This is a genomic window from Streptomyces sp. NPDC004667, assembly GCF_040609475.1.
Taxonomy (GTDB): Bacteria; Actinomycetota; Actinomycetes; order Streptomycetales; family Streptomycetaceae; genus Streptomyces.
This window is the reverse complement of sequence record NZ_JBEXKC010000001.1, coordinates 74,241-87,850: the sequence shown is the minus strand read 5'-3', so window position 1 is coordinate 87,850 and position 13,610 is coordinate 74,241. Positions and strand designations below refer to the sequence as shown.

11 protein-coding genes are annotated in these 13,610 nt (G+C 74.4%); 7 read left to right on the top strand and 4 right to left on the bottom strand.

Going from position 1 to position 13,610, the window contains the following annotated elements; genetic code table 11:
- Positions 1-10: 10 nt before the first annotated feature.
- The 3 genes from ABZW32_RS00340 to ABZW32_RS00330 all read right to left on the bottom strand — a co-directional run bounded on the left by ABZW32_RS00340 (position 11) and on the right by ABZW32_RS00330 (position 3,614).
- On the bottom strand, positions 11-850 hold the full coding sequence (locus tag ABZW32_RS00340; RefSeq protein ID WP_356209176.1) for a GNAT family N-acetyltransferase: 840 nt from the start codon (positions 848-850) through the stop codon (positions 11-13).
- Positions 851-1,189: 339 nt separating this feature from the next.
- A complete protein-coding gene (locus ABZW32_RS00335; RefSeq protein WP_356209174.1) occupies positions 1,190-1,990 on the bottom strand; it encodes a PaaX family transcriptional regulator C-terminal domain-containing protein in 801 nt (266 codons plus the stop codon).
- A gap of 4 nt (positions 1,991-1,994) precedes the next feature.
- Complete coding sequence (locus ABZW32_RS00330; RefSeq protein ID WP_356209172.1) at positions 1,995-3,614, bottom strand: AMP-binding protein; 1,620 nt, start codon at positions 3,612-3,614, stop codon at positions 1,995-1,997.
- A 143-nt stretch (positions 3,615-3,757) separates the two neighbouring features.
- On the opposite strand from ABZW32_RS00330, the gene ABZW32_RS00325 reads away from it, so the two are divergent.
- Both ABZW32_RS00325 and ABZW32_RS00320 read left to right on the top strand, forming a co-directional pair.
- Positions 3,758-4,882, top strand: a complete 1,125-nt coding sequence (locus ABZW32_RS00325) for an acyl-CoA dehydrogenase family protein (RefSeq protein WP_356209169.1) — start codon at positions 3,758-3,760, stop codon at positions 4,880-4,882.
- A complete protein-coding gene (locus ABZW32_RS00320) occupies positions 4,879-5,277 on the top strand; it encodes a RidA family protein (protein ID WP_356209166.1) in 399 nt (132 codons plus the stop codon). Before ABZW32_RS00325 ends, ABZW32_RS00320 begins: the two co-directional genes overlap by 4 nt.
- A 64-nt stretch (positions 5,278-5,341) precedes the next feature.
- Here the strand turns inward: ABZW32_RS00320 and ABZW32_RS00315 are convergent, their stop codons facing one another.
- Positions 5,342-6,721 carry an aminopeptidase P family protein gene (locus ABZW32_RS00315; RefSeq protein WP_356209163.1) on the bottom strand — a complete coding sequence of 460 codons (1,380 nt, stop codon included), beginning with the start codon at positions 6,719-6,721 and terminating at the stop codon, positions 5,342-5,344.
- Positions 6,722-6,892: 171 nt separating this feature from the next.
- On the opposite strand from ABZW32_RS00315, the gene ABZW32_RS00310 reads away from it, so the two are divergent.
- The 5 genes from ABZW32_RS00310 (at position 6,893) to ABZW32_RS00290 (ending at position 13,566) form a co-directional block, all read left to right on the top strand.
- Positions 6,893-9,316, top strand: a complete 2,424-nt coding sequence (locus tag ABZW32_RS00310; RefSeq protein WP_356209161.1) for a collagenase — start codon at positions 6,893-6,895, stop codon at positions 9,314-9,316.
- 102 nt (positions 9,317-9,418) lie between these two features.
- Positions 9,419-10,636: an FAD-binding oxidoreductase gene (locus tag ABZW32_RS00305; RefSeq protein ID WP_356209159.1), complete on the top strand. Its 1,218-nt coding sequence runs from the start codon at positions 9,419-9,421 to the stop codon at positions 10,634-10,636.
- 163 nt (positions 10,637-10,799) lie between these two features.
- The gene (locus ABZW32_RS00300; protein ID WP_356209157.1) at positions 10,800-11,111 is read left to right on the top strand and encodes a (2Fe-2S)-binding protein; all 312 of its coding nucleotides are present in this window, start codon (positions 10,800-10,802) and stop codon (positions 11,109-11,111) included.
- Complete coding sequence (locus ABZW32_RS00295; RefSeq protein WP_356209155.1) at positions 11,092-12,564, top strand: FAD-dependent oxidoreductase; 1,473 nt, start codon at positions 11,092-11,094, stop codon at positions 12,562-12,564. Before ABZW32_RS00300 ends, ABZW32_RS00295 begins: the two co-directional genes overlap by 20 nt.
- A 75-nt stretch (positions 12,565-12,639) precedes the next feature.
- Positions 12,640-13,566 carry a dihydrodipicolinate synthase family protein gene (locus tag ABZW32_RS00290; protein ID WP_030238319.1) on the top strand — a complete coding sequence of 309 codons (927 nt, stop codon included), beginning with the start codon at positions 12,640-12,642 and terminating at the stop codon, positions 13,564-13,566.
- Positions 13,567-13,610 lie beyond the last annotated feature (44 nt).

Below are 13,610 nucleotides of genomic sequence, written 5' to 3'. Positions count from 1 at the left end.
GGAGGGGCGGTCAGAGCGCCTCCAGGTGGACGCGGTCCTCGACCGGGGTGTAGCCGAGGCGCTGGTAGATGCCGTTGCTGGTGGGGTTGGCGAGGTCGGTGAAGAGCAGGACCTCGCGGGCGCCGGCCGCGTGGGCGGCGCCGGTCGCGGCGTGGGTGATCCCGGCGGCGTAGCCGCGGCCCCGGTCTGCGGGCGGGGTGTAGACGGGGCCGACGCGGGAGGCGCCGGCGATCGGGCGGGAGAACGCCGCCAGGGACACCGGGCGGCCGTCGTGCTCCCAGAGCAGGGCGCCGCCGTAGGAGAGCCGCTCGCGCAGGGCGGCCTCCGAGGCACGGCCGGGCTGGTCCGTCTCCCGGTCGAACTCGCGGGTCCATTCCAGCAGGAGGGGCAGGTCCGCCTCGGCCGCGAGCCGGGGCCGTCCGGCCGGGGCGCGCTCCGGGGCCGTCAGGGCGGCGAGCCGGTAGAGCCGCAGCTCCTCCACGATCCGGGTCGGCCGCCCCCATGCGGCGGCCAGGGTCAGGGCGTCCACCCGGCGGGCGTTGATCCCCTGGATCCCGGAGAGCAGCGGGGCGGCCGTGAGCTCCGGGCCGAGGGCGCGGACGGCTTCCGGCGGAAGGGCGCCGAGCAGCACGGGGTAGGGCGGCGTGCGGAGCAGGGCGCCCGTGACGGTCCCGTCGGCGCCGGTCCACCAGCCGAAGACGGGGTCGGCGGCGCCGTGGGCGTGCGGGCCGCGCCGTTCCAGGGAGTCGGTGACGGTGAGCAGGCTGGTGTTGACCACCGGCCGTGCCGTCAGTGCGGGGCGCGCGGCCTTCAGATAGGCCGCCAGATCATTGCTGAAGGTCCATGTCATGGCTCATCGTGTCGGGTGCCCGGAGCCCGGCGCACGCGATTTTCCGGGCCGTTCTCCGGGCCGCTCGCGGGGGAGGCGGGCCGCGCGGAGGGGCGCTCCGGGGGTGGAGCGGGGGCGCTCGTGGCGTGGTCGTGGGGCGCTCCCCCGGGTGGGGGAGAGGGCTCCCCCACGCGGGGGAAGCGGCGGTGCCGGGCCGCTGGGATCTTGGGAATGCGGCAGGAGGCCAGGCCGCCCGACGGCCCCACCCGGGCCCGGCAGGAGGAGGAACCCATGAAGACCCGAACCCCGTGCGCGAAGCAGTACCACCGTCCCGCCGCGGAGGCCCGCCGCAGCCCGCGGCTACGGCCGCACGAAGCGGGCGCCCGCGTCCCGCAGCCGGCTGTGGAGCTCGGAGAAGACCGCCGCAGCCCGGTCGCCCGGCCAGTCCGCGGGGAGGAGCTCTCGGGGCAGTCCGGGATCCGCGTAGGGCAGCCGCCGCCAGGAGTCCAGGGCGGCCAGGTAGGTGCGGTACGCGGCCTCCGGCGTGGGCTCCGGGCCCGACTGGAGGGCGCGCAGCGCCGGCTCGTGCAGATCGAGGAACTCCTCGTGCTGCTTGGCCAGCGCCGCCAGGTCCCACCAGCGGGCCACCGCCTCGGAGGTGGGCGCGAAACCGAGGTGGGAGCCGCGGAAGAGCTCGACGTAGGCCGTCAGGTGCAACCGCTCCAGCGTGTGCTCCGTCTCGCGGGCCAGCTGGGCCGGGGCGATCCACACGCCCGGGGCCACCGCTCCGAAGCCGAGCCGGGCGAGGCGGGAGCGCAGCAGGTGCCGCTTGTTGCGCTCCTGCTCCGGGACGGAGAAGACCGCGACGAGCCATTCCTCCGACACCTGAGGGGGGCCGTAGATCCGCCGGTCCCCGTCCTCCAGCAGCAGCCGGGCCTCCTCGGAGAGATCGTAGGCGGCCGCGCCGTCGGCGCTCTTCGCGGGCACCAGGAAGCCGCGCCGCTTCAGTCGGGACACCGAGGAGCGGACGGAGGGCGCGTCGACGTCGGCCGCGCCCAGCAGGCGGACCAGTGCGGACACCGGGACGGGCCCCTCGAAGGTCCGCCCGTAGGCGCCGTAGAACGTGACGATCAGAGATCGCGGAGTGTGCTGCTCGACCACGGGTTCACTCTAGATCGCGCAGCCGGAAGCGCTGAAGTTTGCCGGTCGCCGTCCGGGGCAGCGCGGGCAGGAAGACGAAGGAGCGCGGGCACTTGTGCGGGGCCAGCTCGGAGCGCATGTGGGTGCGCAGGACGTCCTCGGTCAGCACCGATCCGTCGCGCGGGACGATGTGGGCGACCACGATCTGGCCCCTGCGCTCGTCGGGGAGCCCGACCACCGCCGCCTCCACGACGTCGGGGTGGCGCAGCAGGGCCTCCTCAACCTCCGGGCCCGCGATGTTGTACCCGGACGAGATGATCATGTCGTCGGCGCGGGCGACGTAGCGGAAGTAGCCGTCGGCGTCGCGGACGTAGGTGTCACCGGTCAGGTTCCAGCCGTCGCGGACGTACTCGCGCTGGCGAGGGTCGGCCAGGTAGCGGCAGCCGACGGGCCCGCGCACGGCCAGGAGCCCGGGCTCGCCGTCCGCCACGGGCAGGCCTGCCGGGTCCACGACCCGGGCCTCCCAGCCGGGCACCACCCGGCCGGTGGCGCCGGGGCGGGTGTCCTCGTCGGCCGCGGAGATGAAGATGTGCAGCAGTTCGGTGGCCCCGATGCCGTTGATGATCCGCAGTCCGGTGCGCTCGTACCAGGCCTGCCAGGTGGCGGCGGGCAGGTTCTCGCCGGCGGAGACGCAGCGGCGCAGCGCCGACAGGTCGTAGGCGCCCGTGTCGTAGGGGCCCAGGGTGTCCAGCATCGACCGGTAGGCGGTGGGAGCGGTGAACAGGACCGTGACCCGGTGTTCGGCGAGCGCGGGGAGCAGGGCGCGGGGTGCGGCCTGTTCCAGCAGCAGCGCGCAGGCCCCCGCGCGCAGGGGGAAGACGACCAGTCCGCCGAGTCCGAAGGTGAACCCGAGCGGGGGGCTGCCGGCGAACACGTCGTCGGGGCGGGGCCGCAGCAGGTGGCGGGAGAAGGTGTCGGCGATGGCGAGGAGGTCGCGGTGGAAGTGCATGCAGCCCTTGGGGCGGCCGGTGGTGCCGGAGGTGAAGGCGATCAGCGCCACGTCGTCGGCGGAGGTCTCGACGGCGGGATAGGGCTCCCGGTGGGTCTCGGCCAGCCGCAGCAGGTCGTCGGGGGCCTCCCCGCCGTAGGTGGCGATCCGCAGGCCGGTCACCTCGGCCTTGACCAGGTCGTCGAGGACGTCGGCGTGACAGACGGCGTGGCCCACCCGGGCCATGGAGCACACCGTCGCCAGCTCCTGGGCCCGCTGCTGGGCCAGCACGGTGACGGCCACCCCGCCCGCCTTCATCACCGCCAGCCAGCAGGCGGCGAGCCACGGCCCGGTGGGTCCGCGCAGCAGCACCCGGTTGCCGGGGACCACGCCGAGGTCGCTGGTGAGGGCGTGGGCCAGCGAGTCGACGCGCTCGCGCAGCTCCCCGTACGACCACACCTCGCCCGAGCCCGAGCGGAAGGCGGGGCGGTCGGGGCCGAAGCGGTCGACGGTGGCGTCGAGCAGTTCCGCGCCGCAGTTCAACCGGTCCGGATAGGCCAGTTCGGGCAGCTCGAAGAGGAGCTCCGGCCAGGCGTCGGCGGGCGGCAGGTGTTCGCGCGCGAAGGTGTCGGTATGAGCGGAAGGCTTGAGCTCCAAGGCGGGTTCGCCCCCTTGCGACGTCCGGACGGGATGGAGCCGGCCGTGCGGTGCCTCTCTCCGTTGACCCCGGGGAGCTGCCTCTAGAGCGTATCGTGATGGTGACGACAGTCAACAGGACGCGATAGGACTGGGGCATTCGGATGGCCGGATTCGCGCTCGGGGTGGACGAAGAGGAATGGTGCGGGCAGTTGCGTGCCCTGTCGGCGGGGCGGCTGCGGCCGCTCGCCCAGAAGGGTGAGCCCGGCCGGGTGAACCGGCCGCTGCTGGCGGCGCTCGGGGAGCTGGGACTGCTGGACAAGGTGTTCGACTCCGGCGCGCTGGAGCTGTGCCTGCTGCGGGAATCGCTCGCCTACGGATGCACCGAGGCGGAGACGGCCCTGGCCCTGCAGGGCCTGGGGGCGCACCCGGTGCTGAGGTCGGGCAGCGCGGAGCAGCGCGAGCGGTGGCTGCCGGGGGTGCGGGAGGGCCGGCTGGTGGCGGCGTTCGCGCTCAGCGAGCCGGGCGCGGGCTCGGACGCGGCGGCCCTGGCGCTGGAGGCCGTCCCGGACGGGGCGGGATGGCGGCTGCACGGGCAGAAGTGCTGGATCTCCAACGCCCCCGAAGCAGATTTCTACACCGTGTTCGCCCGGACGGGTGAGGCGCCGGGTTCGCGGGGGGTCACCGCGTTCCTGGTCCCGGCGGACCGGCCGGGACTGGGCGGTGAGGCCCTCGACATGCTGTCGCCGCACCCCATCGGCTCGCTCGCCTTCGACGGGGTGCCGGTCGGCCGCGCAGATGTCCTGGGGGAGCCGGGGCAGGGGTTCCGGGTGGCGATGGAGACCCTGAACCTGTTCCGGCCGAGCGTGGGCGCCTTCGCGGTCGGCATGGCGCGGGCCGCCCTGGACGCGACGCTCGCCCACACGGCCGGCCGCACCGCCTTCGGCGGGGTGCTGGCGGACCTCCAGGCCGTCGCGCACCGGGTCGCGGAGATGGCCACCCGCACCGAGGCCGCCCGGCTGCTGGTGTACGCGGCGGCCGGCGCCTACGACGGGGGCTCCCCGGACGTCCCCCGGCGGGCGGCCATGGCGAAGCTGCTGGCCACGGAGACGGCCCAGTACGTCGTGGACCACGCCGTCCAGCTGCACGGGGCGGTCGCGCTGCGCCGCGGCCACCTGCTGGAGCACCTGTACCGGGAGGTGCGGGCGCCCAGGATCTACGAGGGCGCGAGCGAGGTGCAGCGCACCCTCATCGCCAAGGAGCTCTACCGGAAGGCGTCGGCGGGATGAGCCTGGAGCGGATCAATCCGGAGGAGCTGTCCCCGGCGACCGGCTTCTCGCACGCCGTCACCGCCACCGGGGGCCGGCTGGTGTTCCTGGCCGGCCAGACCGCACTGGACGGCTCCGGCAAGGTCGTGGGGGAGACCCTGCCGGAGCAGTTCGAGCGGGCCCTCGCCAACCTGCTGACGGCCCTCGCGGCGGCCGGCGGCACCCCGGGGGACCTGGCGCGGGTGACGGTGTACGCGGTGGACGTGGCGGCCTACCGCGAACACGCCGCCGAGCTGGGCCGGATCTGGCGCCGGCTCGCGGGGCGCGAGTACCCCGCGATGGCGGTGGTCGGCGTGGTCCGCCTCTGGGACACGCAGGCCCAACTCGAACTGGACGGCTTCGCGGTCCTCCCGTAGCGCCCGGGCTCGGGCCCCGCCCCGCCCCGCTTCGGCCGGAGCGGGGCCCGGACGGGCGGGGAGGTCAGGAGCCCGCGGAGTCCAGGAGGGTGCCCATCCATTCCTCCACGCCCGCGACCGTGCGCGGCAGGGCCCCCGACATGAGCCGCGCCCCTTCGGCGGTGATGACCAGGTCGTCCTCGATGCGCACGCTCACCCCGCGGAGCTCGGCCGGCAGCGTCTCGTCGTCCGGCTGGAGGTAGAGGCCGGGTTCGACGGTCAGCACCTGGCCCTCCTCCAGGACGCCCTCCAGGTACGTCTCGGCCCGCGCCTTCGCGCAGTCGTGGACGTCCAGTCCCAGCATGTGCCCGCTGCTGCACAGCGTGTACCGCCGGTGCAGGTCGCCCTCGGCGTTCTTGAGGACGCCCCACTCCGCGAGCCCCTCCGCGATGACCTTCATGCCGGCCCGGTGGAAGTCCCCGAACCTCGCCCCCGGTCGCAGCGCCGCGATGCCCGCCTCCTGTGCGGCCAGCACCAGTTCGTAGACCTGCCGCTGGACGGAGGAGAAGCGCCCGGACAGCGGGAGGGTGCGGGTGATGTCCGCCGTGTAGAGGGTGTCGGTCTCCACGCCCGCGTCCAGGAGCAGCAGTTCGTCGCGGTTGAGCCGGCCGTCGTTGTGGATCCAGTGCAGGACGCCCGCGTGGGCGCCCGAGGCCGCGATCGTGCTGTAGCCGGTCCCGTTGCCCTCCGCGCGGGCGCGCAGTCCGAACACGCCCTCGATCCAGCGCTCCCCGCGCGGGTGCGCGAACGCCTGCGGCAGGGCCCGTACGACGTCCTCGAAACCGGCCGTCGTGTGGTCCACGGCCAGCTGCAGCTGGTCGACCTCCCACGCGTCCTTGACCAGTCGCAACTCGGACAGTGCGGCGGCCAGTTCGCCGTCCGTGGCGGCGTTGCGGGCCGGCGGTTCGCCGAGGGTGTCCAGGTGCGCGCAGCGGATGCCGGTCAGCCGCTCGGCCTCCGCGAGGTCCGGGCGGCGGCCCACCCAGAACTCGCCGTAGCGGCGGTCGCGGAAGAACTCCTCGTTCCCGTCGGCCCGGGGAGAGCGCGGCCTGAGGTACAGCACGGCCTCGTGCCCGTGCGGGCCGGACGGCTCCAGGGCCAGGACGTGCCCGGCCTGGTCCTCGCCCGTCAGTCCGGTCAGCCAGGCGTACGCGCTGTGCGGCCGGAAGCGGAAGTCGGCGTCGTTGGAACGGACCATCAGCTCGCCGGCCGGGATGAGCAGCCGCTCGCCGGGGAAGCGCGCCGAGAGCCTGGCGCGGCGCGCCGGGGTGACGGCGTGCGAGGGGACGCGGGCGGCCGCGGGAAGGGGAGTGGCCGCCCAGTTCCCGGCCATGAACCGGGACAACTCTGCTGATACGGGCAGGTCGTGACTGCCGGTGTTGAGGCGGGCGGAGGCGTCGCTCATGGAGGCTCCCTCAAGAAGTACCGAACTGATGGGCGCACAGGTCTTGCCAGTGCAATTTCACATTACTATGTTACAGCTCACATCGCGGCACGTTAATCCCCGTCAAACGCCGTGTGAAGCAGGGCAGTTCACGCACCATTTCCCCCACCTCCCTCCCCACAGGAGCTCTCGGTGTCCCAGCACAGAGTTGTGCGTACGTCCCTCCTCTCCGCCGCCGTGGCGGTCACCCTCCTCGCCACCGCCGGCCAGGCCGTGACCCAGGCCGCGGAGCGGGGCACCCCCGTCGCCCCGACCGGCGCCTCCGCACCCGCCGCCTTCACCTCCGGCGCCCCCGGCGCCACCGGCACCACGACGCCGAACCCCTTCGACGAGGTCGACCACCGGGCCGACGCACAGGAGCTCGTCGCGGCGCCCGCCCCGGCCCCCGGCGGCAAGGGCGTCACCGACGGCAAGGTGCCCGGCGCCGCCCCGGCCGTTTCGGCCCCGGGCTCCTCCGCCTCCGCCGAGCGCGCGGAGAAGAGCCGCAAGGCGGCCTCCGCCCAGGCCGCTCCCACCGCGCTCAGCGTCGCGGCGGGCGTCCCCTGCACCCTTGACGGGATCACCGGCCTCTCGCCGGAGCAGTTCGCCGACTTCCTCGCCGACCCGGCCGTCACCGCCGACGGCTGCCTGCGCAACCTCATCTGGACCTGGGACGCGCGCCTGGCGCCCGTCATGTCCGACGCCCATGTCCAGGCCGTCTCCCGCCGGGTATCCGGCCTGGCCGCCGCCCACGACGGCCGTAACTCCTCCCACCTGGAGGAGATGTTCACCTACCTGCACGCCGTCGTGTACCACGACTACTCGCGCTCCGAGATCGACGTCACCGACGCCCCCACCGTCGACGCGATGCGCCGGGCCATCGCCGACTTCGGCGACGCCGCCCGCACCTTCGACGTGACGGCCACCAACGCCCGCACCCTGCGCGAGGCCCTCTACGCGGGCAGCGCCCCGGGGCTGCGCCAGTACCAGCTCGGCCTGATCAAGCGGGTCCTGGCCACCATGGACCCGTCCCACCCGGCCACCAACCTCGACGCCGGCTGGGCGGGCGCGGCGCTCTCCGCACTGTCCGTCAACTACCTGGGCGTCTACCCGGGCAACCAGGACGCCGCCTTCCACTCCGCGGTCGCGGGCGACGCCGCCTACCGCGCCACCTTCAAGGCCTTCGCCGGCTACACCCACCTCAAGGGCACGGCCAATGCCTGGGTGGTGCGCGACGCGATCAGCGAGTACGGCCGCTTCGGCCAGGTCGACGGCCTCAAGGACCAGGTGGTCGCCGACCTCGGCGCCATGCTGGAGCCGCTCAAGTCCACCTTCGGCGTCGACCCCTGGGCCAAGGCCGTCTCCTGGCTGAACCTCTACCAGGCGTGCAAGCCGTACGGGGTGTGCAAGGAGGACATCGAGAAGCAGCTCTTCCCGAACACCTACACCTACGACAACGGCGGCATCAAGGTCCGCACGGCCCTCGACCGGGCCACCGTCGACCAGCTCTACTACGCGAGCAAGCAGGTCAAGACGCAGTTCCACCGCGTCCTCGGCACCGACCAGCCCCTGGCCGGCGACCCGAACACCACCCTGAACATCGTGCTCTACGCCTCCCGCGCCGACTACGAGAACTACCACCCCCTCCTCACCGGCTACGGCACCAACAACGGCGGCATCTACATCGAGAACGGCGCCACCTTCTACACCTACCAGCGCCGCGTCCCGCAGGACTCCTCCCTCACCCTCGAAGAGCTCTTCCGCCACGAGTACACGCACTACCTCAACGGCCGCTTCGCCGTCCCCGGTTCCTTCGGCCAGGGCCCCTGGTACGAGGGCGACCGCACCACCGCCATGGACGAGGGCACCGCCGAGTTCTTCGACGGCTCCACCCGCGACAACGGCATCGCCGTCCGCAAGTCGCTGGTCCGGGGCGTCATCAACGACACCTCCGGCGGCGGCCCCCGCATGAGCGTCCAGCAACTGCTCAACGCCACCTACGCCGGCGACGGGTTCCGCTTCTACAACTACGCGGGCACGTTCTTCGAGTTTCTGTGGACCGAGAAGCCCTCCCTGCTGCGCGAGATGTACGGCTACCTGCGCGCCAACGACGTCGCGGGCTACGACGCCTGGCGCAACCGCATGGGGTCGGACACCTACCTCCAGCGCGACTACAACCGCTTCCTGGACGCGCAGATCGCCAAGGTGGACCAGCTCTACGTCCCGAACACCACCTTCACCGCCAACGACCAGCTGCGCGATTCCGCGCTCTCCTCGGTCAAGTCCGCCTTCGCGACGGCGACGTACAACACCCCGGACTGCGTGGAGAACGGCGACCCCGGAAAGCGCCGCTTCACCTGTACCGGCCGGATCACCGCGAACCTGTCGAACTGGCGCAGCGACGACCAGAACTTCAAGGACATGTCCGAGACGGTGGACTACTTCATCCTCGACCGGGCGGGCGCGGCCTCCAACAACCTGGCCGACATGAACTGCTCCTTCGGTCCGCTGGAGATCTGGACGAACAAGGTCGCGGGCACCTCCTCGTACAGCTGTGAGGGCCCCCTGCGCAGCTGACCGTCACCGGGCCGGTCCCGATTCCCGCGGGGGGCGGGACCGGCCCGGGGCACCCCTCCGGCATGCCTAGGCAGCCCCTAAAGAATGTGACATATTACTGTCGTGTCCCAGAACCACTCCCCGGACGTCGTGATCATCGGCGCCGGCGTCGTCGGCGCCGCGTGCGCGTACTACGCGAGCCGCTCCGGACTGTCCGTGGCCGTCGTCGACCGCGGCCCCGTCGCGGGCGGCACGACCGGTGCCGGCGAGGGCAACCTGCTCGTCTCCGACAAGGAGGCCGGCCCGGAGCTCGACCTCGCGCTCCTGTCGGCCCGGCTCTGGCGGGACCTGGCGGCGGTCCTTCCGCGGGAGACCGAGTACGAGGCCAAGGGCGGCCTGGTCGTCGCCCCCGACGAGACCACCCTCAAGGCGCTCCGCACCTTCGCGGACGGGCAGCGCGCCGCCGGGGTGACCTCCACCGAGGTGGGGCCGGACGCCCTGCGCGACCTGGAGCCGCACCTGGCCCCGGGGCAGGCCGGAGCCTTCCACTACCCCCAGGACGCCCAGGTCCACCCGGCCCAGGCCGCGGCCCGCCTGCTGGCCGCGTCCGGCGCCGAGCGGTACCTCGGCGAGGAGGTCACCGGAGTGCTCCTGCGGGGCGGCCGCGCCGTCGGCGTCCGCACGCCCCGCCGCACGATCCTGGCCCCGGCGGTGCTCAACGCGGCGGGCACCTGGGGCGGCCACATCGCCTCCCTCGCCGGAACCACCCTGCCGGTGATGCCGCGCCGCGGCTTCGTCCTGGTCACCGAACCCCTGCCCCGGGTGGTCCGCCACAAGGTCTACGCCGCCGACTACATCGCCGACGTCGCCAGCGACTCCGCGGCCCTGCAGTCCTCGGCGGTGGTGGAGGGCACCCCGTCGGGCCCCGTCCTGATCGGCGCGACCCGCGAACGGGTCGGCTTCGACCGGACCCTGTCCACCGAGGCCCTGCGCCGGCTCGCCGGCCAGGCGGCGGCGCTCTTCCCGGTCCTGGCGGACACCCGCGTCCTGCGCACCTACCACGGCTTCCGCCCCTACCTCCCCGACCACCTCCCGGCGATCGGCCCCGACCCCCGCGTACCGGGCCTCTTCCACGCCTGCGGCCACGAGGGCGCCGGCATCGGCCTGGCCCCGGCCACGGGCGCCCTCATCGCCGCCGCCCTCACCGGAACCGCCCCGGCAGTGGACCCGACCCCCTTCAACCCGGCCCGCTTCGAGGGCCCGGACGAAGACCCGGACCCGGAGTCCGAGGGCGGGGGCCGCGAGGGTCGGGGTCGGGGTGGGGTGCCGTCCGGGACGTAAAACGTGATGTGTTGGCGCGAGGTACCCAGCACCCACGCAGCCCCGGACAGGGCGCCATAAATCATGCAGTCCCGGACGGCACCCCGCCCCGGCCCCGGCCCACCCCCGACCCCGTCACCCCCGACCCCGCCCGCCAGGGCAAGACCCCAGGAGAGCACCCCGGATGCGCACCCCCCGCACACTGGTAGGCGGCACCCCGGCGGCCACGTATCCCGTCACCTTCGACGGCCGTGAACTGACCGCCGAGGAAGGTCAGAGCGTCGCCGCCGTCCTGTGGGGCGCCGGGATCCTCGCCTGGCGCACCACCCGCGAAGGCGGTGTCCCGCGCGGGGCGTTCTGCGGCATCGGCGCCTGCTACGACTGCCTCGTCACCGTCAACGGCCGCCCGAACCAGCGCGCCTGCCTCGTCCCGGCCCGCCCCGGAGACTCCGTCACCACCCAGGAGGGCACCGGACATGCCGACCTCGCCGTCTGACCCGGCCGCCCACGCCACGGCCCCCGCCACCGCCCCCGCGGCCCCCGCGGCCCCCGCCGACCTCGCCGTCGTCGGCGCCGGCCCCGCCGGACTCGCCGCCGCCGTCACCGCAGCCCGGCTCGGTCTGCGCGTCACCCTCCTCGACGCGGGGGAGCGCCCCGGCGGCCAGTTCTACCGCCACCCCGCCCCGGGCCTCGGCGCCCTCCGCCCCCAGGCCCTGCACCACGACTGGCGGTCCTTCACCGCGCGCGAAGCCGCCCTGCGCGCCCACGTGGCGGCGGGCCGGATCGCCCACCTCCCCTTCCACCACGTCTGGACGGTGGTCCCGGACGGCGCCGACGGCTGGACGCTGCACGCCGTCGCCGGCCCCGAGGAGCGGGCGGCGACCATCGGCGCCCGTGCCGTCCTGCTCGCCACCGGCGCCTACGAGCGGCAACTGCCGTTCCCCGGCTGGACCCTGCCCGGGGTCGTCGGCGCGGGCGGGGCGCAGGCCATGCTCAAGGGAGGCCTCGTGCTGCCGGGCCGCCGGGTCGTCGTCGCCGGGAGCGGCCCGCTGCTGCTCGCGGTGGCCGGCTCCCTCGCCGCCGCCGGGGCCACCGTGCCCGCCGTCGTCGAGGCGGCCTCGTACACGGCGTACGCCCCGCAGGCCCGCGCCCTGCTGCGCAATCCGGCCAAGCTCGCCGAAGGCGCCGTGTACGGGGGCGCCCTGGCGCGCCACGGCATCCGCCTGCTGACCCGGCACGCGGTGACCGAGGCGCACGGCCGGGGCCGGGTGGAGGCCGTCACGGTCGCCCGCCTCGACCGGGACTGGCGCCCGATGCCCGGCACCGCCCGCCGGATCCCCTGCGACGCCCTGGCCGTGGGCCACGGGCTCGTGCCCCAGCTGGAACTGGCCACCGCCCTCGGCTGCGCCACCCTCCGGGCCCCCGACGGCACGGTCGCCCTGGACCTGGACGCGGCGCAGCGCACCTCGGTGCCCGGCATCTGGTCGGCCGGCGAGACCGGCGGCATCGGCGGTGCCCAGCTGGCCCTGACCGAGGGGGAGATCGCCGCGCACGCGATCGCGAGGGTGCCCGTCGCGCCCTCCCTCACCCGGACCCGGGCCAGGCTGCGGGCCTTCGCCGGGGCGATGGCCGCCGCCCACCGGCCCGGCGCGGGGTGGACGGACTGGCTGCCCGACGCGGCCACCGTCTGCCGCTGCGAGGAGGTCCCGGCTGGCCCGATCCGCGAGGCCGTCGACGAGCTCGGCGCGCGGGACGCCCGTACCGTCAAACTGCTCACCCGGGCCGGGATGGGCTGGTGCCAGGGCCGGATGTGCGGTCCGGCCGTCGCCGCGCTGGCCGGGGAGGACCCCGCGCCCGACCGGCGTCCGCTGTCCTGCCCCGTTCCGCTGCGCCATCTGGCCGCGCTGCCCGCGCCGCCCGGGACCGAACTTCCCCCCTGCGCCCGCTGATCGGGCCCTCCCGGCCCTTGTGGCCGCCTCACACCCACTAGTAAAATGTCACACACCACACTAGGGAGTCTGCTCATGAACCACGCGCCCACCCCCGCGCCCCGTCCCGACACCCGCACCCGCCCCTGGCACGGCATCATGGTCGCCACCGCCCTCCCGCTGCGCGAGGACCTGAGTGTCGACTACGACGCCTACGCCGAGCACGTGGCCTGGCTGATCGCCGAGGGCTGCGACGGCGTCGTGCCCAACGGCTCCCTCGGCGAGTACCAGACCCTCACCGACGAGGAGCGGGCCCGCGTCGTGCGCACCGCCGTCGAGGCCGCGGGCGACGGCGCCCGCGTCATGCCCGGCGTCGCCGCGTACGGCAGCGCCGAGGCCCGCCGCTGGGCGGAGCAGGCCGCCGAGGCCGGTGCGGGATCCGTCCTGCTCCTGCCACCCAACGCCTTCCGCGCCGACGAGGCCACCGTCCGCGCCCACTACGCGGAGGTCGCCGGCGCCGGGCTGCCCGTGGTCGCGTACAACAACCCCATCGACACCAAGGTGGACCTGACCCCGGCACTGCTCGCCCGCCTGCACGGCGACGGCAGCATCGTCGCCGTCAAGGAGTTCAGCGGGGACGTCCGCCGCGGCTACGAGATCGCCGAGCTCGCCCCGGGCCTGGACCTGCTCATCGGCGCCGACGACGTCCTGCTCGAACTCGCCCTCGCGGGCGCCGTCGGCTGGATCGCCGGCTACCCCAACGCCCTGCCGCGCTCCTGCGCCACCCTCTACCGGGCCGCCGTCGCCGGAGACCTCACCACGGCCCTGCCGCTCTACAAGTCCCTGCACTCGCTGCTGCGCTGGGACTCCAAGACCGAGTTCGTCCAGGCCATCAAGCTCTCCATGGACCTGGCCGGCCGTCCCGGCGGCGCCACCCGTCCGCCGCGCTTCCCGCTCACGGGCGAGGTCGAGGCCTCGGTGCGCGCCGCGACCGAGAAGGCCCTCGCCGAAGGCCTCAACTAGCGTCAACCAGGCTCGGACCGGGCCCCGAACCGGGCTTCGACCAG

What these genes read in the sequence shown, in the direction of transcription:
- ABZW32_RS00340 (WP_356209176.1), bottom strand. Translation starts at nt 850, where the DNA reads ATGACATGGACCTTCAGCAATGATCTGGCGGCCTATCTGAAGGCCGCG.
- ABZW32_RS00325 (WP_356209169.1), top strand. Translation starts at nt 3,758, where the DNA reads ATGGCCGGATTCGCGCTCGGGGTGGACGAAGAGGAATGGTGCGGGCAG.
- ABZW32_RS00320 (WP_356209166.1), top strand. Translation starts at nt 4,879, where the DNA reads ATGAGCCTGGAGCGGATCAATCCGGAGGAGCTGTCCCCGGCGACCGGC.
- ABZW32_RS00315 (WP_356209163.1), bottom strand. Translation starts at nt 6,721, where the DNA reads ATGAGCGACGCCTCCGCCCGCCTCAACACCGGCAGTCACGACCTGCCC.
- ABZW32_RS00300 (WP_356209157.1), top strand. Translation starts at nt 10,800, where the DNA reads ATGCGCACCCCCCGCACACTGGTAGGCGGCACCCCGGCGGCCACGTAT.
- ABZW32_RS00295 (WP_356209155.1), top strand. Translation starts at nt 11,092, where the DNA reads ATGCCGACCTCGCCGTCTGACCCGGCCGCCCACGCCACGGCCCCCGCC.
- ABZW32_RS00290 (WP_030238319.1), top strand. Translation starts at nt 12,640, where the DNA reads ATGAACCACGCGCCCACCCCCGCGCCCCGTCCCGACACCCGCACCCGC.